This window comes from Paenibacillus sp. Y930, from assembly GCF_056786375.1.
The window spans coordinates 1,010,565-1,030,607 of record NZ_JBXCIX010000001.1 but is presented as its reverse complement, the minus strand read 5'-3'; the positions used below and the strand labels follow the sequence as shown (position 1 = coordinate 1,030,607).

Here is a 20,043-nt window from a genome sequence, read left to right as displayed (position 1 = left end):
ATACTTTTAAAATATTTGTTAGCTTAGTTCTATTTATAGTTGCTTTCTTTGGCAAAATAGCATACCATTATTTTAGAATCATTCTAAATTGAGAAAATACTAAATTAATAAGTTATACTTAAAGTTGTATGTAGGAGGCGAAAGTATGAATATACAAGCTGAAGTTGAAAAAATTAAACACAGCTTAATGGAAAGTGGATATAAGCTAACTACACAGCGTGAAATAATAGTCCGTGTGCTTCTGGAAAATGAAGAAGATCATTTGAGTGCGGAAGATGTATATATGCTTGTCAAAGCGAAATTCCCTGAAATTGGTCTTGCGACGGTATATCGTACATTAGAATTGCTAGCAGAGCTGCAAATCGTAGCGAAAATGAACTTTGGTGATGGTGTTGCTAGATTCGATCTTCGTGGACAGGATCATGAGCATATGCATCATCATTTGATTTGTCATACATGCGGAGCATTAGAAGAGATCAAGGATGATTGGCTATTGGAGCTTGAACAACGTTTAGAGCTAGAGTACGGCTTTAAGGTTGTGGACCATCGTCTTGATTTTATCGGGAATTTCAAAGCTTGTGTAAATCCAAAATGTAAAAGTAATATTAAATAGTATGTGCACACATATAAAGCCGTAGACGCCTCGTTCAATAAGGAGGGGGTCAACGGCTTTTTTATGCTCACTTCATCATTTTATTCGTTGAAAATAAATTTTTCAATAACATGACAGACACCTTCATCATTGTTTGATCGTGTGACGTAGTCAGCTATTTCTTTGAGCATCGGAACGGCATTGCCCATTGCAACGCCAAGTCCAGCAGCAAGTATCATCTCTCGATCATTCCATGCATCGCCGATCGCAATCGTTTCGTCCATTGTGGCACCGATATGCTGCGCCAAAGCTTGAAGCGCATGACCCTTTGTACCTTCCTTGTGCATGAATTCTAAGTAATGTGCTTTAGATTTTGTAATATGGAGCTGGTCACCTAGTAGCTCCTGTAAAATTACTGCGTGATGATCGAGAACGTCTGGTTCATCTATAATAAGCATTTTATGGTTAGGTTTATCAATCAGCTTTGCAAAATCAGGCTCAATTTCATAGGGGATATTAACTAGTTGAGAATAAGCTTGAATTCGCTCATTATCCTCAGTGCCGTATAATATATCGTCAACATATAATTGCAGATGCAAGTTATGCTCTTTGGCATATTGTAATAGTTGGCGTGCTGCGTCTACAGGAACACAACGTTCATATAACACTTGCTCATTAAGCAACGTTTTGACTAAGGCGCCTTGATAGGTGATAATTGGTACATTGAGTTGAATTTGATCGGCTATTTTGCGAGCTGATGAATACATGCGTCCTGTTGCTAATGTAACGGTTACGCCGGCTTGAATCGCTCGTTCAAGTGCAAGTTTAGTGGCTTCTGTAACGATAATATCATCGTTAAGTAAGGTGTCATCGATATCAATTGCAATTAATTTGTACATAGTTGTCAAAAAACTCCCTTCAGACTGCTGTTTATAGTTAGTATGATTGTATCGAAAACAATCTGGACATACAAGGAGAAACATACATGGAATCAAATGAACAAAGAGTAAAGCGCTCAAATAAAGACTCAAGTAAATATGTTGCCGTTTTTGTTGTTATCGCATTAATAGCAGGTTTTTGGGGCGGACAAGGATGGGCAAAGCGTCAATATTCGGTAATGGATGCTGACGGTTTTAATTTGCTACAAGCTTCGTATAGTAAAATTCAAGATAGTTATTTGTACGGCGCGGACAGCGGTGAGCTTATTGATGGAGCTATTGCCGGAATGGTAAGTTCATTAGGTGATCAATATTCACAGTACTTGGCCAATGAAGCGGGAGAAAGCTATGCTGATTCTTACAATAGTAACTTCTATGGCATAGGTGCTGAAGTGCAGCAAGAAGATGGGAAATATTTTATTAGTACATTAGTGAAAGATATGCCAGCTGAAAAAGTTGGCTTAAAGCCTGCAGATCAAATTGTAACGGTGGATCAGCAATCAATCGAAGGCAATACATTCAATGAACTACTTAGTAAAATTCGTGGTAAAAAAGGAACGAGTGTAGTCATTGGAATAAAGCGTGGAGCGACAGAGCAAATTACCGAATTCAATATTGAACGTGCTGAAATTCCAGTTCATACGGTTAGTTCGAAGCAACTTGATAATAATATTGGGATGATCACTATATCTCGGTTTTCCGAAGCAACAGATGTGGAATTCAAAGAAGCATTAGCTAGTTTAATGAAGGATGGAGATATGAAAGGGTTAATTATTGACCTACGTTCAAATCCTGGTGGACTATTGAATCAGACGGTCGAGATCGCGAATTTACTTGTTCCTAACGGTGAAAAAATTCTTGATGTTGTATATAAAAATGATGAGAAGACGATAAAATTCGTATCTAAGCAAGTCAAACCCTTTAACATTCCGATTGCTGTCATTGTGAATGAATACTCCGCGAGTGCAAGTGAAGTACTTGCTGCAGCATTGAAGGAATCAGCTGATGCACATATTGTTGGGGTAACAACATATGGTAAAGGTGTTGTACAAACCTATGAGCAATTCCGTTCAGGCTCAGTACTTGTGTTGACTGAAGCAGAGTGGAAAACACCGAGTGGAAGCGGTATTCATAAAATAGGTGTTGAACCAACAGATGTCGTGGAACTTCCTGAATATGTGAACTTGCATCCTATAAGTGCTGGAATAGAGCTTAAGCTTAATAGCTTTGGTGATGATGTAACTGCACTGCAAAAATTGCTTCTAGCAATAGGCTATGCTCCATCAGACAACGGATTATATGATGAAGCAACAATGCAAGCAGTGAAGCAATATGAGTCGGCCAAAGGAATAGATGTCAACGGAATCTATACAGATGAAGTAGGAACTTTACTAGTTGAAGATATTCGCAACTTACTGCAAGCGAATGACTCTCAATTACAAAAGGCAGAGGATTTGCTGAAAAAATAACGATGTAAATTTAATACATCTATTGCTAGTTCATGCAAGGTATGATAATATGATTTATATTGATATTAAGACCTTAGTCGCAGCCACAATTAGGCTTTAGTTAATTCAATTGCCGTAAATTGGGTTGTGACTTTTTGTGAATACAGGGACTTAGTAAATACTTATAAGGTGGTAACGACTTTGGAACAAGGTATCGTTAAATGGTTTAATGCAGAAAAAGGTTTTGGCTTCATTTCAGTTGAAGGTGGAAGCGATGTATTCGTTCACTTCAGCGCTATTGTAAGCGAAGGCTTCAAGTCTTTGGATGAAGGCGACCGTGTAGAATTCAATATTACACAAGGTAACCGTGGTCCTCAAGCTGAAAACGTAGTAAAACTTTAATTTTACTCGTTAGCTTGAAAAAGGTGTCTGATCTCATTCTTTGGAATGAATCAGGCACCTTTTTTTGTTTTCTACAGCAACTATAGCGACTCTATTACATAGTAGAGTTAAATAATAAGTTGACATTATCGCTGATAATCATTATCATCATAAGTAATGAGATTGATTATCAGTGTGGGTGGTGGGTTGCTTATGAAAATTAAGTATTGCAAGCGCAGCTTAGAACAAGGCTTGAAACCAGTGTACAAGAGTATGAAGAAAAAATATCCTGAACTGAAGCAGAAGAAAACAGGCTGTCTCGGTCAATGTAAGTCTTGTCGATCTGGATGCTTTGTTATGATTAAATCGCAGCCCATCGTTGAGGCGACCCCTGATATGTTATATAAGCGACTAAAAAAAATCGTAGGCTAGAGAGGGAGTTAAAAAAGTACGACTGTGATCACGATGAGAATGCTGCCGAAGCGTAATCGACGGCGAATATGCCCTCCATCGAAAGCCAAGCATAGGCTTCCGATGTATGTTTCTTGCAGAAACATTGAAGGTGCTCGTGTACCAATAACGTACACTGTGCTACTCGTTTCCGCTGAAGTGCATCTTCTTGGTGCTGACCGCCGAACTTTTTTAACCTTCATTGGAATGGTAGTTAAAAAAAGTTCCACTGTGATTGCTGCAAGGGCGCTGGCTTTGCCAGCTGCTTGTGCTTCTTAGTTGGTGAAAAATTGATTACTGCACTTTGCTTATCTTCATTTTTATGTTAGAATGATTACAAATAAGAAATGCGAGGTGCACATTTTATGAATGATAGTTTAGCAAAAGCACTTAATGATCAAATGAACTTTGAATTTTATTCCGCTCATGTATATCTAGCTATGGCTGCACATTGCTCTGCAGATAATGTTGATGGCTTCGCAAACTTTTTCCTTGTGCAAGCGGAAGAGGAACGTTTTCACGGTATGAAAATTTATAAATTTTTGAATGATCGTGGACGTCGCGCAACGATTCAAGCATTGGGAGAACCGAATAATACTTATGCATCTGTACTTGAAGTATTTGAAGAAGGCTACAAACATGAGATGCAAAATACGAAACGTTTCTACGATCTGTCTGATATTGCAATGAATGATCGTGAGCATGCTACTATTAACTTCTTGAAATGGTTCATAGATGAACAAGTTGAAGAAGAAGCGTTATTTGATGGCATCATTACCAAATTAAAACGAATTGACCAAGATAGCAACGCATTCTATATGCTTGACGCGGAGTTCGCAACACGCTCTTTTGATCCTGCTGCGGAAGCTTAATCGGTTAACAACTTGAATATAAGACAAACCGTCATATTAGCAGACTATCTGCTAGTATGACGGTTTTATTTGTCTACATAGTTTATATATGTAGACAAGCTAGGTTAATGGTTGCTCTAATTACAGGGTGAACAGTGATCCTCCATTAGGGAATATATGCGCTAGTCTTCTTATTTGCATTAAAATTAGTTACAATAGAGGAATACACAATCATTTATACAGATGATGATTGAGCTTTATCTGAAAACGAAAGCCGAGGGACAATACATGAAAGTCGTACTATCAACATTGAACGCAAAATTTATTCATACATCGCTTGCATTGCGCTGTCTAAAAGCATTCAGTGGTCATAAATTTGATATGGACATTGCAGAGTATACAATTAAAGACCCTGCAATGAATATCGTATCTGATATATTTGCAAGAAAGCCAGATGTCGTCGGGTTCTCCTGTTACATTTGGAATATTGAAGAAACGATTACTGTTGTTAATATGCTACGTAAAATACAGCCTGAATTGAAAATTATTATGGGTGGTCCTGAAGTAAGCTATGATACGGAGCAGTGGATGGAAAGATTGACGGATGTCGACTTTATCGTCATGGGTGAAGGTGAGGAGACGTTCGATCATCTATTAACTGAAATTGAAACAACACAAAAGTATCATATGGTATTTGGCATTGCGTATCGCAAACATTTGGCAGACGGGGTAGAGATTCGTATTAGTCCAGGTCGTCCGAAGCTTGATTTGAATACATTACCTTCTCCTTATCGATTCGAAGAAGATATTCCGCAATTAGGAAATCGTGTGGTCTATTTCGAGACAAGCCGTGGCTGTCCGTTCAGTTGTCAATTTTGTTTATCGAGTATCGAAGTTGGCGTACGTTATTTCGATATCGAGCGTACGAAGGCGGATATTATCTATCTTATCGATCAAGGTGCGAATTTGATTAAATTCGTCGATCGTACCTTTAATATTAAGCGAGACTATGCACTAGAGATGTTCCAATTCCTAATTGAAAATCATCGTGGTTGCGTCTTCCAATTTGAGATTACTGCGGATATTATGCGTCCAGAGGTACTAGATTATTTGGCTGAAAATGCTCCTCCAGGTGTGTTCCGCTTTGAGATTGGTGTTCAATCAACGAATGATGTAACCAATCTAGCGGTTCAACGTCGTCAGAACTGGAGTAAGCTTGTCCGCACAGTGACTAAAGTTAAGGAGTCAGGAACGATTGCTCAGCATTTGGATTTGATTGCGGGCTTACCACTTGAAAACTATGATACGTTCCGTGGCACATTTAACGATGTATTTGCACTACGTCCTGAGGAGTTACAGCTTGGTTTCTTGAAGATGCTACGTGGTACTGGCTTACGCAATGATGCAGACAAATGGGGCTACATCTACCAAGATCGTGCGCCGTATGAAATGCTCGGTAACGATCTTATGCCCTTTGCTGATATTGTTAGAATTAAGCGGGTAGAGGATGTTCTAGAGAAATACTGGAATGATCATCGGATGGATAGTACATTGCTTTATCTCGTTGATCATGTATTCAACTCACCGTTTGACTTCTTCCAAAGCTTCGGTGATTATTGGGAAGGACAAGGCTGGCAGAAAATTGGTCATCAGCTAGAGGATCTATTCTCGCGGTTATGGTCATATCTTGTTTATGCACAAGAGGCCCAGGGGCATCAACTTGATCTTCCAGTAATACAAGGCTTGATGAAGCTAGATTATTATAGAAACCATCGCTATAAGCCTCGTAAAGTATGGTGGGACTCCATTATGGAGAAATCAGAATGGTCAAGCTGGATGAAGAAGCTTGCTGATCAACCTGAACAAGTGAACGAGCAGTTTGCCGGCTATCGCTTCAATGAACGTGATTTGCAGAAGCATGTCGTTCTAGAGAAAGTTCCATTCAATATGTCGCATTACCTGGAGACAGGTGAAGTGGTGGCTGAAGGGGAATCATTACTCATTGCAATGTATATCCAGGAGCAGGGTGAGAAGCATTCCACTGCTAACATATATAGTATGAATATTAGCCAAACTGTACAACAATAGAGAATGCATACACTGACTGAAACAGTAATGATGCTAATGAATAGACTATAGCCTAGCGCTATAGTCTATTTTTGAGTTCCACTATCCTTTTACAGCTCCAGCAGTCATACCATCGATAAAATATTTTTGGAAAGCAAAGAATAATGCAAGAATCGGAATAATCGAGAAAAATGATCCGGCGATTAGTAGATCGTAGTTGTTTCCATAAGGCGTTAACAATGTTTTCAAGCCGATCGTTAACGTATATTTGGAACCATCACTTAGTACCATGAAAGGCCATAACAAATTGTTCCAGCTATTCATACCAAGTAGAATAGCCATCGCGGCAAATGAAGGCTTCATAACCGGAATGATAAGACGAAGGAATATACCGTACTCCGTAGCACCATCTATGCGCCCGGCGTCAATAATCTCTTTCGGAATACCTCTCAAATATTGACGAAAGAAGAATATGGTTGAAGCATTCGCGATGCCAGGCAATACGATTGCTGAGTAAGTGTTCATTAAACCAAGCTTAAAGGTTAGCGTGTAAAGAGGTAATAGCAATATTTCAAATGGAACCATCATGATCATTAATACACAAATAAATAAGAAGTTTTTCGCTCTAAATTCGTATGCGGCAAAGCCGTAAGCAACTGCTGCACTAATAAATAGTGTAAGCACCACTTGTACAACAGTTAGTAAAATCGAGTTGCCAAACCAAGTGAAGTAGGAGTGGTTTCCGGTAAATAAATAAATATAGTTGTCAAAGCTCATCATAGAGAAGTCGAGATGAAGATTTAAGCCTTTTCTAATCAATTCTTGTCCAGGCTTAAAGGATGCGATCATTATCGCGTAGAAAGGCATTAGAATAATGGTTGCAATGATTGCAAAAAAGATAAAGAGACTTGTTTTTTTGAGCTTTTCATATTCCATCGCTAGTCTCCTTTCTTGAACATTCCACTTAATGTTAATTGCGATAAATTAATAATCATCGTTACGGCAAGAAGCACGATACCTACAGCAGCTGCATAGCCAAGATCATTTTTCTCAATACCTTGACGATACAAATAACCTACAATAGTTAGACCGATATTTTTCGGAGAGTTGTTACCATTCCAGAGCATCAAGCTCTCTACGAACATCGCAAGACCAGCGTAGATGGAAATCGTAATAACGTATATTGACGTTGGCTTCAATAACGGAACCGTAATAAGCATAAACTTTTGAAATTTTGAGGCTCCATCAATTGAAGCGGCCTCATAATAGTCATCGCTAATATTATTAAGTCCAGCAAGGAAATATAGCATGTTAACCCCTGTCCATCTCCAAGCTGCTAGAGTTAATAAGGCGATAAAGCCAGTCGTTTGACCTTTAAGGAATTTCATAGGCTCAATGTCGAACCAAGATAATATCGTGTTAATTAGCGAACTCTCCATTTCACCAAACATTAAACGGAAAATGGTACCTGCAACAACAACCGAAGTGAGTGCTGGAAAGAAGAACGAAGATTTGAAAAATCCTTTGAATGTCATATACTTACTATTAAGGAGTACGGCTAGTATCATAGGTCCAGGAATTAGAACAATAAGTGTTAACAGCATATAAACAATGCTATTCATTACAGCCTTCCCGAAAATTTTATCCCCCAATAATTTTTCGTAGTTGTTCATGCCTATCCAAGCTGCATCTTGGCCGAGCGTAACCTTCTGAAAGCTCATTCCAGCCGAACTAAGTAATGGATATAACCAAAAAATAAGGAAGACTAGCACGAAAGGGAGAATAAATACGTAAGGAGCTACTTTTTGTGAGTGTAATATTTTTTTCATAAATTAGACTCCTTGGCCTCTTAATATATTCAATAGATAGCTTTGATGGTAGAGATTGATATGAAAGAGCTATCTACAGTTACATATAGATAGCTCTTCATATTTTCACGAATGACGAATACGGTTAGTTGCTTAGCTGCTGCGTTATAAGCTCTTGAGCTTCATTCAACGCTTCAGTTACATCTCTACCATCCTCGAATATTTCATTAAGCGTAGTTGTTCCAAACATATTATTAATTGTTGGTGATGCTGATGTAGATTTGATCATTCTAATTTCATCTCTAATCGTATTCAAAACATCAAATGGACTATTAACAAAGTATTTAACAAACATATTTTCTGGATTGTGGGTTATATCTTTCATGTCCCATACGTCCATATTTACCGGATCGAAGCCGAGTGTATTCCAGATTTCGATATTAGCATCTAGAGATAGCTTTGCATAAGCTAGGAATTCTTTTGCAAGCTCGATATCTTTAGATGTTTTCGTAACAACAGTACCAGTACCACCAGCACCTACAGATCTAGGCATTCCTTTTTCGAGTGCAGGAAGTGGTGCAATAGCAATTTTCCCTGCAAGATCAGGCATATAGTTTGTAAAGCGTGACATCATCCATAATGGCATAAATGCACTAGCAAAATTACCAGCATTGTATTCTCCGTACGCTTCCTCTGTATCCGGTTGACCGCCTGCAATGGTGGATATAACGTTGTTTTCAAGAAGATCTTGCATCATCCCGAACCCACGAATTAGCTCAGGGGAATTAACTTGCGGTACGCCGTTATCATCAGTCAAATCATTGCCTTGCTGAGCAAGAAGTATACCAGCCTGCCAGTTAGCGCTCGTATCGGCAGTTCCAAGATATTTTCCTGTTTTTTCATACACCGTAATACCAGCCTTTTTGTAGTCTTCAAAAGTAACGATATCTTTGTAGTCGATACCAGCCTCTTCAAGAATTTCTGTGTTGTAAAAGGCAACGGTTGCACCAACGTGAGTTGGGATTCCATAATTTTTACCGTCCTTGCTGTAGATATTAATGCGCGACTCAACGATTGTATCACGGTAAGGGTCTATTACGTCGTTAAGCTCAACTAGATTAGGGGTGCCGTTAAGGAAGTCAGGGAATTTACCTAGCTCGATATCTGAAATATCAGGAGCTCCCGTTCCAGTTTGAAGTGCGATTAGGAGTTTGTTGTGCATATCATCATAAGGCATAACGGTAACGTTTAACTTAATTTGACGATCTGGGAATTCAGCATTCCATTTACTTAACATTTTCTCAAAATGTTGCCCGTGCAGCTCTACGAAAGTCCAGTAATCTAACGCTGTTGCATTTTCTCCGGCGCCACCATCAATAACAGATTTGTCACCTTGTGCAGCGTTGTTGCCACTTGAACAACCCCAAGCGAATAAAGACATTGATAAAATCAGACAAAGCGTAAGTAGTTTTTTCATGTGAAGCCCCCTATAAAATTTTTTAACTCGAAAGTAAAAACTAAGAAGACAAAGCATGTTAACATTTTCATTAATCGTTAGTGATAACATTAATGAAAACGCTTTAATGATAAAGTATCATAATAGAATAATTTTGTAAACTACTTATTTTTAGTTATAAATGGATAAAAATATATGTATTTCGGATAAACCCTTTAAAAACTAAACGGTTAGATGGTTTTCGAAGAGAGTTTTCTTGAAAAATGTCTTCTTACTAAATTGTAAATGTTTATGTAATGGATAAAGTGTAATGTTAACAATTCACCTTGAAAATAAATATATTCGGAAAAAGTTATAATATGCAATGATAGTCCCAGAAAGATAGAAAAGCCATTGAAGCGACTACTTTAGGCAGCAGCTTCAATGGCTTGAAATTTATCATTATATGAAAATAAAATATATGTTTAACATATCTAGAGTTGAAATTAAATGCTAGGCACAACGCTGCGTAACACTGTCATATTACCGTTTAATGTATATTTTCCTAGTACAGCAGGCAATAGGAAGCATTGACCAGCTGAAATTGCTTGTTCTTGATTTCCCCAGCCAATTGTCCCGTTTCCGTCAGCAACAACAATAATTTCAAAGCTATCAGCAGATGTGGATAATATAGTTTGATCTACAATTATACCTTTATCTACGACGAAGTAAGGAGAAGCAGCAATCGTTAGCCACTCTCCAGCTCGCATAGTCGTCGTATCCACGTAGGAAGCGCCTGCGCCTTCATATGCGATAACTGCTAATGAATCTTCAATATGTAGCTCTCGTAGCTGCCCATCAAGTCCAGGGCGATTATAATCATGCAAGCGGTATGTCGTATCGGAGTTTTGCTGGATTTCAGCGACAACGACCCCTGAACATAATGCATGTACGGTACCAGCAGGAATATAGAAGGCATCTCCTGTTTTAACGGATACTTCTTGCAAGCTACCCATAATATTTCCATCAGCAACCGCTTGTGCAAGTTGATCGCGTGAGACATGCTCCTTTAATCCATATATAATCTTCGCATCAGGTTCTGCGGAAAGAATATACCACATTTCCGTTTTACCAAGCTCACCAGCTGGCAATTGCTCATAATTATCGGTAGGATGGACCTGCACCGATAAATCGTCACGGCAATCTAGTAGTTTAATAAGAAGTGGGAAGCGTTCACTTTTACTTGATACACCATTTTTACCAAACCAAGCTGTACCGAATTGTTCGCGAATAACATCTAGCCCTGTACCAGCGAGTGCGCCGTTAATGACCTTTGTAATGCCGTTGGGATGGTCGCTGATCATCCAGCCTTCGCCAATTGCCCCTTCAGGTGGCGTTAGACCAAACTTCTCTAAGCCACGTCCACCCCATATACGCTCCTTGAACTCGGGTTGGAACTGTAACGGGTACGGTGTAATATTACCTGGTTGGAATAATTCAAGAAACTCACCATCTGGACCATAGAAGAAGAAATATAATGAGCCATCAGGTAAAGTAATTAATTCTTTATCTTTCAGTGTAACTTCCGGTAATTGCTTCATACGTTCAAATTCCGCTTCAATATTGGTAACGGTAAATGCGATATGATGAACCTTTCCTTCAGCAGGCAGATTTACATTGAAGTTTTGAATAAGTTCGATTACCGTTTCATTGGAATTTGGATAACCAAGAAAAGCTAATGTAATTAAACCATTAGAGTGTGGCATCGTACGCAAATGCTTTAGACCTAGTACTTTTGTATAAAATTGAATAGATGTTTCAATATCTTTTACCATAAGACCAACATGCTCGATTTTTTGAATAGACATATGTATGCTCCTTATAATTCAAATTTAATAAAGCCTATGATTTTTTTTCAATGCCGATCAGATAGGGGGCATTGGCGCGCTGCAGCTGTCGATATATAACACATTGTGCACGCTCCACGGGTAATGCGCTTGCCCATTGCTGCACGACATCAGCCTCTGTATCGCCGCCTGCATGACCAGGGTAGAGCATGCAAGTAACAATGCCACCAACTTTAAGTAACTGTAGTGACTGTTCAAGCGCATCGATCGTTGAGCTAGGGATCGTTATAATACGCTCATCTCCACCAGGAAAGTATCCAAGATTGAACATGATTGCCCCTACCGTCCCTGCTTGTTCAACATATTGAGCCATATTAGCGTGACTATCGCAAATAAGCGAGACTGTAGCTAATGCAGTCTGATCTTTGCATTGCTGCAATCTTGTAGCTGTTTTGTCCAGCGCATCCTGTTGAATGTCGAACGCAAGCACAGTACCTTTTGCACCGACAAGCTGAGCGAGTGCCAATGTATCTACGCCCCCGCCAGCCGTTGCATCGATGACAAAGCCACCCGAAGCTACACGTTCAGCAATCCAGCGCTGAGCCATTGTTAGAGAAGAGATAAAGCCCATTTAGTTAACCCTCCACATTCCACAGCTTACCTTGCCAACTGTTGCGCGCTTTAAGTTCGCGATCAATACTATTCAGTACTACCCATTTATTCAAGCTCCACATCGGACCAATCAGTAAATCTCTTGGGGCATCACCTGTAAGGCGATGAACAGTCATTTCAGGCGGCAATATTTCGAGTGTATCGACAATTAGATTTATATACTCATCCATTTCTAGAAATTTCAGTAGTCCTGCTTCATATTGCTTTACCATAGGCGTTTTTTTCATCAGATGCAGCAAATGGATCTTGATGCCTTGAACATCCATCTTCGCTACCTGTCTACCTGTTTCTAGCATCATTTCATGCGTTTCTCCTGGTAATCCGTAAATGATATGTGTACAGATCCGGATATTTCGTTCACGTAAGCGTCGAACAGCGTCAAGATAACAAGCTGTATCATGTGCACGATTAATTAATGTGGAAGTCGATTCATGAACCGTTTGCAAGCCCATTTCCACCCATAGATAAGTACGCTCATTGAGCTCTGCCAAATAATCAATAACATCATCTGGTAAGCAATCGGGACGAGTGGCAATAGATAGCCCTACAACGCCTGGTTGATCAACGATCACTTCGAAGTATTCACGTAGCGTTTCTACCGGTGCATACGTATTTGTATACGCTTGGAAATATCCAATATATTTGGCATCAGGCCATTTCTGATGTTGTCGATCACGAATGGTGTTGAATTGAGTAACTAGATCGTCACGTCTACGCCCAGCGAAATCACCTGATCCGCGTGCGCTGCAAAATGTACAGCCGCCTTTGGCGATAGAACCATCGCGGTTGGGACAAGTAAATCCTGCATCTAGCATCACTTTGAATACTTTAGAATCAAATTCATTGCGCATTTCATAATTCCAAGTATGAAAATTTTTATCTCCCCACAGCAAAGGCTGTTCTGAGGCGTTTTGTATATTAATCATCTTTACCCATCCTTTATCCTGCTTCATCATCAATTGTAACGAAAAATAAGCTGAAAAGCCATGCTTTCTATTGCATAACTTCTTAATTGTTCGGAAATAAGTAAGGCTTGAAAATGAAAGGATTGACTTGTTAAAAGTGACACCGTATGTTATATTGAAAGTGTGAAATAACAACAAAAAAACCTGACATTTACTTTTTGTAAACGAATTCAAATTTGCATAACTTTAGCTTCATTTTCATAATATATGATGAGGTGATTAGAGATGGATATGACAAAAATTCCACAGGGCGATGAATTATTGACGGTTGAATTAACGGTTAAGGAGCTTATTGCTCTTACAGGAGTACGTTTTAACAATAACCAATCCTTGAAAGTTTCGGCGCACAAAAAATTAAACAATGCATTACAGCAAACAATGAACAAAGAGGCTTCTAGCGAAAGTGAGCGCTATTGGTAAACGAGCTGCTCGATCGGCAAGTGATGGCTCTATTAGCGTAGTAACGTCGCTTATATAATTTAGCTAAAGACTGGTTGGAAGAGATTTTTCCATATCGGTCTTTTTTGTTGTTAGTCATACGATGAAGTTTACTGGCTCTAAACTACATATTCTAGCTCCAAACTACATTAGGTTAGTAGGGATAAACTATGTTATTGAACTTTCTTATTGCTGCACTTATCTGGTAATATGCACAATAAAGCGGAAAGTTCTTTACAAGCAAGCATTTCTTAGGCACAATAATAGCTGATTATAATATGAACTTGAACATAATGAAGGAGATATAACAATGCGTCTAAGAGGGAGAAAAGGGATTCTTGAAAGCATAGAGTCACAAACTGACTTATGTGTGCTTGATGCTTCTCAATATAAAGGAAAATGGCATGAGTTTTTTGGTAACGATCATCCGATTTATGTCGAATTAGGGATGGGCAAAGGTCAATTTATTAGTCAAATGAGTGTGCGTAATCCTGAAATTAATTATATTGGTGTCGATATGTACGATGAACTTATTCGTCGTGCAAGCGAGAAGGGGCGTACAGCATGGGAGGAAAAAGGTGAAGAAACACCTCCTAATCTGGCATTGCTACGCGCTAATATCGAAAACATTGATGAAATGTTCGCAGATGGGGAGCTTGAACGTATTTATTTGAATTTCAGTGATCCGTGGCCGAAAAGCAAGCACGCTCGTCGTCGCTTAACTCATCCTCGATTTGTCGAAAAGTATATGGAGAAGCTTAATACTCGTGGCGAAATTCATTTCAAAACGGATTCGCAATCATTGTTCGATTTCTCATTGAATAGCTTTGCCGATATGGAATTAGTGATGCGTAATATTTCACTTAATCTTCATAAAGACGAGCCCCGTGAGGATCTTGTGTTCACCGAGTATGAAACGAAGTTCTATCATCTAGGTCAGCCGATTCATCGTGTCGAGGTTGTTATTGGTGAAGAAGTGTTGAAGGAACATCGCGAGCAGAAGAAAACGAAATATCGTATGTAGTTCTTATTGAACGTTGCAAAAAACCATTAGTGCCTTTTGATGCTAATGGTTTTTTGTGTTTTATGGAAAAACAACGAAACTTTTATTTTGAATATCTCGTCTAATACTCAGAAATGGAGGCGTGAATATTGAATAGATTTTTATTTTTTTGGGTATTAGTTATCTGTTCTTTAATTTTATTAGTAGGCTGTCAAAATCAAGGTGAAAGTCCTATGAAATCGTCTATAAATGAATCCAATACGGAGGATGAAAATAAAATAGCTCCTTTAAGTTCAGGAACCAATTACTTAAAAGATTTAAATTCGAATGAAATAATTGAAACAACAACAGTGGAAATGGATATTGAATTACGAGAAAAACAAAAAAGACAAGGGGATTTGGATCTTAGTAATATTCAAAATACAGGGGTGGAAGGAGAACTACTTAAAACTATACTGGCATTGTTTGAAACAATAGATGAAAACGATGAAGAAGCACGATTAGCATTTGTTTATGATCCTGCATTTGATGTATTAAAAGATAGAAGGCCGTACATATTGGCGGTGACTATGTTAGAACGAGATGAAACACGAGTAAAGGCTGTAACAGAAGAATATAGTCTTAATGAGATTGCGGATGAAGTTGCCATTGTGAAAATTTCAACTAAATCATTAGATAACAATTTAGAAGAGACTATTGGAACAGGTGATCATATATTTATCCGTATTGATCAAAAGTGGAAGCTTTACCGGATCCAATGATAACATTACTCAGTTTTGAAAAACACGATAGAACGAACAATATATGTCTATTGTGTAATAAAAAGAAATGTTGGTCATATATGCACACAAAAAGCTATCAACACTTGTCCCAATTACAAGACGAAGCAGTGATAGCTTTATTTTTCAATATTTTAAATGAAAAGCAATGAGATTTTTTAACAATAGTTTATTTAGATTATCTAGATACCTGAAGTGCCTTGCCAGAAAAACTCAACGGCATATGCAGTGACAGTGCCAATAACTCCACCTGCTGCAATATCTGAAGGATAATGCAATCCAAGGTACATCCGTGACCATGCAACGGAGCAAGCAACGATCAGTGCTAGTGGGACAACAAAGGATGGTAGCAACGACGCATTTAACACAATGGGAATAATTAGTGCGAATATGGCAGTTGTATGTCCAGATGGGAATGATGGATCTTCTAACGGTTTTAATCCGATGTTAACACCTGGTAAGGACTGATATGGTCGTAAGCGCCTAAATTTACGTTTTAAGATGGCAACGGGAATATGGCTAATCGCCAAAGTAGTTAAACATTTCCAACCAATTAAAGCAACTTCTCCTTTAGCAGAAATTGCCAAAAGAAAAGAAAAACAAATGGTGAAAGTAGCTCCACCGAGATGAGTTATTATACTCATCCAATTATGTATAAAGCGAAATACCATGCGGTGTGATAGCCTTCTGTTGGCCCATATTAACAATCGTTCCTCATGGATTCTCAACCAACTAATCCATTTTTCCATGCAATACATCCTTCCAATATATAACTCTTCACAGCATATGTTGTGATGAAATTCTTTTTTTACATGTATACTATACCATTTTAGTTTTAAGTATGGGTAATAGAAACTTTTAATTATGGTAAACCTAACTAATAGTATGAATAATCTCTTTTCCAAAAGCAAAAAACATGAAAATGGGATGTTTTCGTAGCTTTGTGAAGCAAAAATGAAGAGTGATCACGATGCAAACGCTTTTATAGCCTAATGTGGCTATTATAGACCTTTTTTTCATTTTGACAAGAGTGATCGTTAGACTGCACAATCAGAAGGTTAATAAAGTTTTCGTAAAGAATTACTTAAACATTTTTACACAGAGAGAAAGATGTATTAAAGGGGGCGATACAACATGGTTGTGACAGTAGCATTTCTTGTGATTCAGATTCTGCTGGCTATCATTGCGGTATACCAATTTACGTTATCGATGTTTGGCTTCAAGAAAAATAAAAGTAGGCCTAGACAGAAACCGCAAAAATCATTCGCTGTTCTTGTAGCAGCGCATAACGAAGAAAAAGTAGTAGGGGCGTTAATTGAAAATTTGAAAGCAATGGATTATCCAGCTGAGTTGTTTGACATTTTTGTCATTTGCGACAATTGTACGGATAGTACAGCTGATATTGTACGCGAACATGGTGTAAATGCTTGTGAACGTACAAATCACGAGCAACGTGGTAAAGGATTCGCGATTGAATGGATGTTGAAAGAACTATGGGCTAAGCCTCGTCAATATGATGGAGTTGTCATGTTTGATGCTGATAATCTAGTTAACCACGACTTCTTAACTTTAATGAATGATGATCTATGTGCGGATTACAAAGTTATCCAAGGATATTTGGACACTAAAAACCCTGAAGATTCATGGGTTACAGCAGCTTATGCGATTACGTATTGGTATTGTAATCGTCTATGGCAGTTATCGCGTACGAACTTGCAAATGAGTAATTTCTTAGGCGGTACAGGGATGTGCTTCGATACCAACTTGTTGAAAGAAATGGGTTGGGGTGCAACGAGTTTAGTTGAGGATTTAGAATTCTCTATGCGTTGTGTAAAGCGTAACGTATATCCTGTCTTGAACTATGATGCAAAAGTATACGATGAAAAGCCGGTTTCTTTTAAGGCTTCAGCTCGTCAACGTTTACGTTGGATGCAAGGTCATTTCAACGTAGCTAAAAATTACTTTTTCCCGCTTTTGTGGGCAGGTATAAAAGAACGTAATCTTACAAAAATTGATGCTGCTGTATATTCGATCTCCGTATACAATACACTTATTGGATTCTTATTAACGGTTGTATTGTGGATTGATTTGATTATTCCGGCTGATAATGTTATTTTCTCAATCTATAGCGCGATGCCGATTTGGTTTGTTACGATTATTATTATAGCGGGAGTATTACCATTCCCAGCAGCAATGATGATGGAAAAAGTGAAGTCGTGGAAAATGTTCGCTCATCTAATCACATTGCCATTCTTCTTAATTTCTTGGTTCCCAATTACATTCTATGCGTTCTTTACACAGAACAACAAAGTATGGAGCCATACAGAGCATACACGTGTTGTACGCATCGAAGAGGTTAGAGGGAAATAAATTAAGCTATCTTTCGTAGTTGTCGGTAAATGTTTGACATGCGATTTGTAGTGTGATATATTACTTGAGGAACATTAATTGAATACATTGCACAAGTAGAGGCACCCGCTTCTCACCTGTTCGGTTAAAACTGACTGGTAGCGATGAACGAATGCAGAATAATCGAATGTCAATCATTCGATTTTGATGATACATTACGTTTATAGGATGCGGGTTCAATCGAACCCGCATCCTTTATTTTGTGCAGGTAATAAAATTTGGAGGTGGAACACTATTAGCAGAGAACATCAAATCAATGACGAAATCCGCGCTCGTGAGGTTCGTCTAGTTGGCCCAGAGAGTGAACAACTTGGTATTAAGCCAATACGTGAAGCGTTACAAATGGCAATTGAAATGAATCTTGATCTTGTGAATGTCGCTCCGACAGCAAAGCCGCCAGTATGTCGCATTATGGACTATGGTAAATTCCGTTATGAGCAACAGAAGAAAGAAAAAGAAGCACGTAAAAACCAGAAGGTTATTGATCTTAAAGAAGTTTGGTTCCGTGCAAACATTGATGAACATGATTATCAAACTAAATTCCGCAATGTTGTGAAATTTTTAGGCGAAGGCGATAAAGTGAAGGCTTCTGTTCGTTTCCGTGGTCGTGAAATTGCACATGCTGATTTAGGGAAAAAGATTTTAGATCGTTTGCAAAAAGAGGTTGCCGAAATATGCAATGTTGAGCGCGCTCCTAAGCTTGAAGGCCGGAGCATGATTATGATTTTGGCACCAAAAAGCAGTACCTAATCTTATGTATAACTTTTAAGGAGGATAACACAATGCCCAAGATGAAAACGCATAGCAGTCTTAAAGACCGCTTCAAAATTACTGGTACAGGTAAAGTTAAACGTTACAAAGCTTACAGAAACCATTTACTTTCTCACAAATCAGGACGTCAAAAACGAGTTCTTGCTGGTCAACCGTTGATGGCAGCTGGCGACGTTCGTCGTATTCAGCAAGGTCTTTCTAATCTTAAATAATATTGAACAATAAATCGATTATACATTCAGGAGGTTTCTATTCATGGCAAGAGTCAAAGGCGGATTTGTCCGCACACGTCGTCGTAAAAAGATTCTTAAATTAGCTAAAGGTTACTTTGGTTCGAAACATCGCTTATTTAAATCGGCTAAGGAGCAAGTTGGGCATTCATTAATGTATGCTTACCGTGACCGCCGTAACAAAAAACGTGATTTCCGCAGACTTTGGATCGTTCGTATCAATGCTGCAGCACGTATGAATGATATTTCTTACAGCAAATTAATGCATGGTTTGAAACTTGCAGGCGTTGAAGTTAACCGTAAAATGCTAGCTGAGCTAGCAGTTAACGATATTGCATCATTCAATGCTCTAGCTAAAGTTGCGAAAGAAAAAGTTAGCGCGTAGTCGTTAACTTCTATATAAAGGCTCTAGTTTATCTCGTAGATGGGATAATTAGAGCCTTTTTTGTTGTGTGGACGGACAAACATACAGTCCTGTCCGTGGCAAAATGCATAGACTACCTTATCTAACTTAAGGAGGTGTCTTATTCAGTGAGTAACTTAGCCAAGAAGGATTTTGAACAGTATGTAGGTCAACACATATATGTTGAAAAAGCGGATGGAACGAAGGTCAAAGGAAAACTTGTTGCAGTAGACGGTAATCGGATTTTTCTAGCGCCGCTTTCAATGAATAAAAATAAAAATAGAAAAGTTGAAACTAAATTTTTATTTTGTTTTTTTATTATCGGGATTATTGCGGTTGGACTATTAGCAATCCTTGTTTGTTCATGCTGTGGAGCACGTCGTGGACGCTGTGGCTGTGGTTGTTCGTTCCGACGTCGTCGACCATGTGGCTGCAATAAATGTAGAGGTAGAAGTAAAAGAAGAAGAGTTCATAGAAGACGTCGCTATGCATAAAAGCTGACGATTTAAGTTAAACTAATAAAAGAATAGTGTAAGGTTATTGACGTATGTGTTTA

At 38.5% G+C, this 20,043-nt stretch carries 22 protein-coding genes and 1 pseudogene; 14 read left to right on the top strand and 9 right to left on the bottom strand.

What is annotated here, in order from left to right:
• The first annotated feature begins 145 nt into the window (after nt 1-145).
• Nucleotides 146-613 (top strand): ferric iron uptake transcriptional regulator, encoded by a 468-nt coding sequence (gene fur, locus AC1TO5_RS04870; protein WP_482061641.1) that lies wholly within the window; start codon nt 146-148, stop codon nt 611-613.
• 80 nt (nt 614-693) lie between these two features.
• Here the strand turns inward: fur and AC1TO5_RS04865 are convergent, their stop codons facing one another.
• A complete protein-coding gene (locus AC1TO5_RS04865; RefSeq protein ID WP_482061640.1) occupies nt 694-1,491 on the bottom strand; it encodes a Cof-type HAD-IIB family hydrolase in 798 nt (265 codons plus the stop codon).
• An 86-nt stretch (nt 1,492-1,577) separates the two neighbouring features.
• Here AC1TO5_RS04865 and AC1TO5_RS04860 point away from each other — a divergent pair, with 86 nt between their 5' ends.
• The 5 genes from AC1TO5_RS04860 (at nt 1,578) to AC1TO5_RS04840 (ending at nt 6,748) form a co-directional block, all read left to right on the top strand.
• A complete protein-coding gene (locus tag AC1TO5_RS04860; protein WP_482061639.1) occupies nt 1,578-2,999 on the top strand; it encodes a S41 family peptidase in 1,422 nt (473 codons plus the stop codon).
• A 180-nt stretch (nt 3,000-3,179) separates the two neighbouring features.
• Entirely contained in the window at nt 3,180-3,380 is a 201-nt protein-coding gene (locus tag AC1TO5_RS04855) for a cold-shock protein (RefSeq protein ID WP_482061638.1), read from the top strand.
• A 192-nt stretch (nt 3,381-3,572) separates the two neighbouring features.
• Nucleotides 3,573-3,791 carry a DUF1450 domain-containing protein gene (locus AC1TO5_RS04850; protein ID WP_482061637.1) on the top strand — a complete coding sequence of 73 codons (219 nt, stop codon included), beginning with the start codon at nt 3,573-3,575 and terminating at the stop codon, nt 3,789-3,791.
• Nucleotides 3,792-4,174: 383 nt separating this feature from the next.
• Nucleotides 4,175-4,681 (top strand): ferritin, encoded by a 507-nt coding sequence (locus AC1TO5_RS04845; protein WP_482061636.1) that lies wholly within the window; start codon nt 4,175-4,177, stop codon nt 4,679-4,681.
• Nucleotides 4,682-4,948: 267 nt separating this feature from the next.
• Nucleotides 4,949-6,748: a B12-binding domain-containing radical SAM protein gene (locus AC1TO5_RS04840; RefSeq protein ID WP_482061635.1), complete on the top strand. Its 1,800-nt coding sequence runs from the start codon at nt 4,949-4,951 to the stop codon at nt 6,746-6,748.
• 81 nt (nt 6,749-6,829) lie between these two features.
• Here the strand turns inward: AC1TO5_RS04840 and AC1TO5_RS04835 are convergent, their stop codons facing one another.
• From AC1TO5_RS04835 to mnmL, 7 genes and pseudogenes are all read right to left on the bottom strand, one after another.
• Nucleotides 6,830-7,663 carry a carbohydrate ABC transporter permease gene (locus AC1TO5_RS04835; protein ID WP_482061634.1) on the bottom strand — a complete coding sequence of 278 codons (834 nt, stop codon included), beginning with the start codon at nt 7,661-7,663 and terminating at the stop codon, nt 6,830-6,832.
• Nucleotides 7,664-7,665: 2 nt separating this feature from the next.
• On the bottom strand, nt 7,666-8,556 hold the full coding sequence (locus AC1TO5_RS04830) for a carbohydrate ABC transporter permease (protein ID WP_482061633.1): 891 nt from the start codon (nt 8,554-8,556) through the stop codon (nt 7,666-7,668).
• 124 nt (nt 8,557-8,680) lie between these two features.
• Nucleotides 8,681-10,012: an ABC transporter substrate-binding protein gene (locus AC1TO5_RS04825; protein WP_482061632.1), complete on the bottom strand. Its 1,332-nt coding sequence runs from the start codon at nt 10,010-10,012 to the stop codon at nt 8,681-8,683.
• Between the two features lie 464 nt (nt 10,013-10,476).
• Nucleotides 10,477-11,448 carry a type I phosphomannose isomerase catalytic subunit gene (locus tag AC1TO5_RS04820; RefSeq protein WP_482061825.1) on the bottom strand — a complete coding sequence of 324 codons (972 nt, stop codon included), beginning with the start codon at nt 11,446-11,448 and terminating at the stop codon, nt 10,477-10,479.
• Nucleotides 11,449-11,475: 27 nt separating this feature from the next.
• Nucleotides 11,476-11,838: pseudogene (locus AC1TO5_RS04815) on the bottom strand (VOC family protein); the annotation flags it as partial.
• A 34-nt stretch (nt 11,839-11,872) separates the two neighbouring features.
• On the bottom strand, nt 11,873-12,448 hold the full coding sequence (mnmM, locus tag AC1TO5_RS04810) for a tRNA 5-(aminomethyl)-2-thiouridylate-methyltransferase MnmM (protein WP_482061631.1): 576 nt from the start codon (nt 12,446-12,448) through the stop codon (nt 11,873-11,875).
• 4 nt (nt 12,449-12,452) lie between these two features.
• Nucleotides 12,453-13,415, bottom strand: a complete 963-nt coding sequence (gene mnmL / locus AC1TO5_RS04805) for a tRNA modification radical SAM protein MnmL/YtqA (protein WP_482061630.1) — start codon at nt 13,413-13,415, stop codon at nt 12,453-12,455.
• Nucleotides 13,416-13,679: 264 nt separating this feature from the next.
• On the opposite strand from mnmL, the gene AC1TO5_RS04800 reads away from it, so the two are divergent.
• The 3 genes from AC1TO5_RS04800 to AC1TO5_RS04790 all read left to right on the top strand — a co-directional run bounded on the left by AC1TO5_RS04800 (nt 13,680) and on the right by AC1TO5_RS04790 (nt 15,656).
• The gene (locus tag AC1TO5_RS04800; RefSeq protein ID WP_482061629.1) at nt 13,680-13,874 is read left to right on the top strand and encodes a hypothetical protein; all 195 of its coding nucleotides are present in this window, start codon (nt 13,680-13,682) and stop codon (nt 13,872-13,874) included.
• Between the two features lie 328 nt (nt 13,875-14,202).
• On the top strand, nt 14,203-14,916 hold the full coding sequence (gene trmB / locus AC1TO5_RS04795; RefSeq protein WP_482061628.1) for a tRNA (guanosine(46)-N7)-methyltransferase TrmB: 714 nt from the start codon (nt 14,203-14,205) through the stop codon (nt 14,914-14,916).
• A 128-nt stretch (nt 14,917-15,044) separates the two neighbouring features.
• Complete coding sequence (locus tag AC1TO5_RS04790) at nt 15,045-15,656, top strand: hypothetical protein (protein ID WP_482061627.1); 612 nt, start codon at nt 15,045-15,047, stop codon at nt 15,654-15,656.
• Between the two features lie 200 nt (nt 15,657-15,856).
• Here the strand turns inward: AC1TO5_RS04790 and AC1TO5_RS04785 are convergent, their stop codons facing one another.
• The gene (locus AC1TO5_RS04785) at nt 15,857-16,423 is read right to left on the bottom strand and encodes a phosphatase PAP2 family protein (RefSeq protein ID WP_482061626.1); all 567 of its coding nucleotides are present in this window, start codon (nt 16,421-16,423) and stop codon (nt 15,857-15,859) included.
• Between the two features lie 385 nt (nt 16,424-16,808).
• Between AC1TO5_RS04785 and AC1TO5_RS04780 the strand changes: the two genes are divergently transcribed.
• The 5 genes from AC1TO5_RS04780 (at nt 16,809) to AC1TO5_RS04760 (ending at nt 19,981) form a co-directional block, all read left to right on the top strand.
• Entirely contained in the window at nt 16,809-18,044 is a 1,236-nt protein-coding gene (locus AC1TO5_RS04780; RefSeq protein WP_482061625.1) for a glycosyltransferase family 2 protein, read from the top strand.
• 207 nt (nt 18,045-18,251) lie between these two features.
• Nucleotides 18,252-18,833 (top strand): translation initiation factor IF-3, encoded by a 582-nt coding sequence (infC, locus tag AC1TO5_RS04775; protein WP_482061624.1) that lies wholly within the window; start codon nt 18,252-18,254, stop codon nt 18,831-18,833.
• 32 nt (nt 18,834-18,865) lie between these two features.
• The gene (gene rpmI / locus AC1TO5_RS04770) at nt 18,866-19,066 is read left to right on the top strand and encodes a 50S ribosomal protein L35 (RefSeq protein WP_251666071.1); all 201 of its coding nucleotides are present in this window, start codon (nt 18,866-18,868) and stop codon (nt 19,064-19,066) included.
• A gap of 43 nt (nt 19,067-19,109) precedes the next feature.
• Nucleotides 19,110-19,469: a 50S ribosomal protein L20 gene (rplT, locus tag AC1TO5_RS04765; protein ID WP_482061623.1), complete on the top strand. Its 360-nt coding sequence runs from the start codon at nt 19,110-19,112 to the stop codon at nt 19,467-19,469.
• A 146-nt stretch (nt 19,470-19,615) separates the two neighbouring features.
• On the top strand, nt 19,616-19,981 hold the full coding sequence (locus AC1TO5_RS04760; protein WP_482061622.1) for an LSm family protein: 366 nt from the start codon (nt 19,616-19,618) through the stop codon (nt 19,979-19,981).
• Nucleotides 19,982-20,043 lie beyond the last annotated feature (62 nt).

Bases quoted from the DNA above. Each gene is read 5' to 3' on its own strand.
- infC (WP_482061624.1), top strand. From the start codon at position 18,252: ATGCGGGTTCAATCGAACCCGCATCCTTTATTTTGTGCAGGTAATAAA.
- mnmL (WP_482061630.1), bottom strand. From the start codon at position 13,415: ATGATTAATATACAAAACGCCTCAGAACAGCCTTTGCTGTGGGGAGAT.
- AC1TO5_RS04825 (WP_482061632.1), bottom strand. From the start codon at position 10,012: ATGAAAAAACTACTTACGCTTTGTCTGATTTTATCAATGTCTTTATTC.
- AC1TO5_RS04830 (WP_482061633.1), bottom strand. From the start codon at position 8,556: ATGAAAAAAATATTACACTCACAAAAAGTAGCTCCTTACGTATTTATT.
- trmB (WP_482061628.1), top strand. From the start codon at position 14,203: ATGCGTCTAAGAGGGAGAAAAGGGATTCTTGAAAGCATAGAGTCACAA.
- AC1TO5_RS04865 (WP_482061640.1), bottom strand. From the start codon at position 1,491: ATGTACAAATTAATTGCAATTGATATCGATGACACCTTACTTAACGAT.
- rpmI (WP_251666071.1), top strand. From the start codon at position 18,866: ATGCCCAAGATGAAAACGCATAGCAGTCTTAAAGACCGCTTCAAAATT.
- fur (WP_482061641.1), top strand. From the start codon at position 146: ATGAATATACAAGCTGAAGTTGAAAAAATTAAACACAGCTTAATGGAA.
- AC1TO5_RS04800 (WP_482061629.1), top strand. From the start codon at position 13,680: ATGGATATGACAAAAATTCCACAGGGCGATGAATTATTGACGGTTGAA.
- AC1TO5_RS04845 (WP_482061636.1), top strand. From the start codon at position 4,175: ATGAATGATAGTTTAGCAAAAGCACTTAATGATCAAATGAACTTTGAA.
- AC1TO5_RS04780 (WP_482061625.1), top strand. From the start codon at position 16,809: ATGGTTGTGACAGTAGCATTTCTTGTGATTCAGATTCTGCTGGCTATC.
- mnmM (WP_482061631.1), bottom strand. From the start codon at position 12,448: ATGGGCTTTATCTCTTCTCTAACAATGGCTCAGCGCTGGATTGCTGAA.
- AC1TO5_RS04850 (WP_482061637.1), top strand. From the start codon at position 3,573: ATGAAAATTAAGTATTGCAAGCGCAGCTTAGAACAAGGCTTGAAACCA.
- AC1TO5_RS04860 (WP_482061639.1), top strand. From the start codon at position 1,578: ATGGAATCAAATGAACAAAGAGTAAAGCGCTCAAATAAAGACTCAAGT.
- AC1TO5_RS04840 (WP_482061635.1), top strand. From the start codon at position 4,949: ATGAAAGTCGTACTATCAACATTGAACGCAAAATTTATTCATACATCG.
- rplT (WP_482061623.1), top strand. From the start codon at position 19,110: ATGGCAAGAGTCAAAGGCGGATTTGTCCGCACACGTCGTCGTAAAAAG.
- AC1TO5_RS04785 (WP_482061626.1), bottom strand. From the start codon at position 16,423: ATGGAAAAATGGATTAGTTGGTTGAGAATCCATGAGGAACGATTGTTA.
- AC1TO5_RS04835 (WP_482061634.1), bottom strand. From the start codon at position 7,663: ATGGAATATGAAAAGCTCAAAAAAACAAGTCTCTTTATCTTTTTTGCA.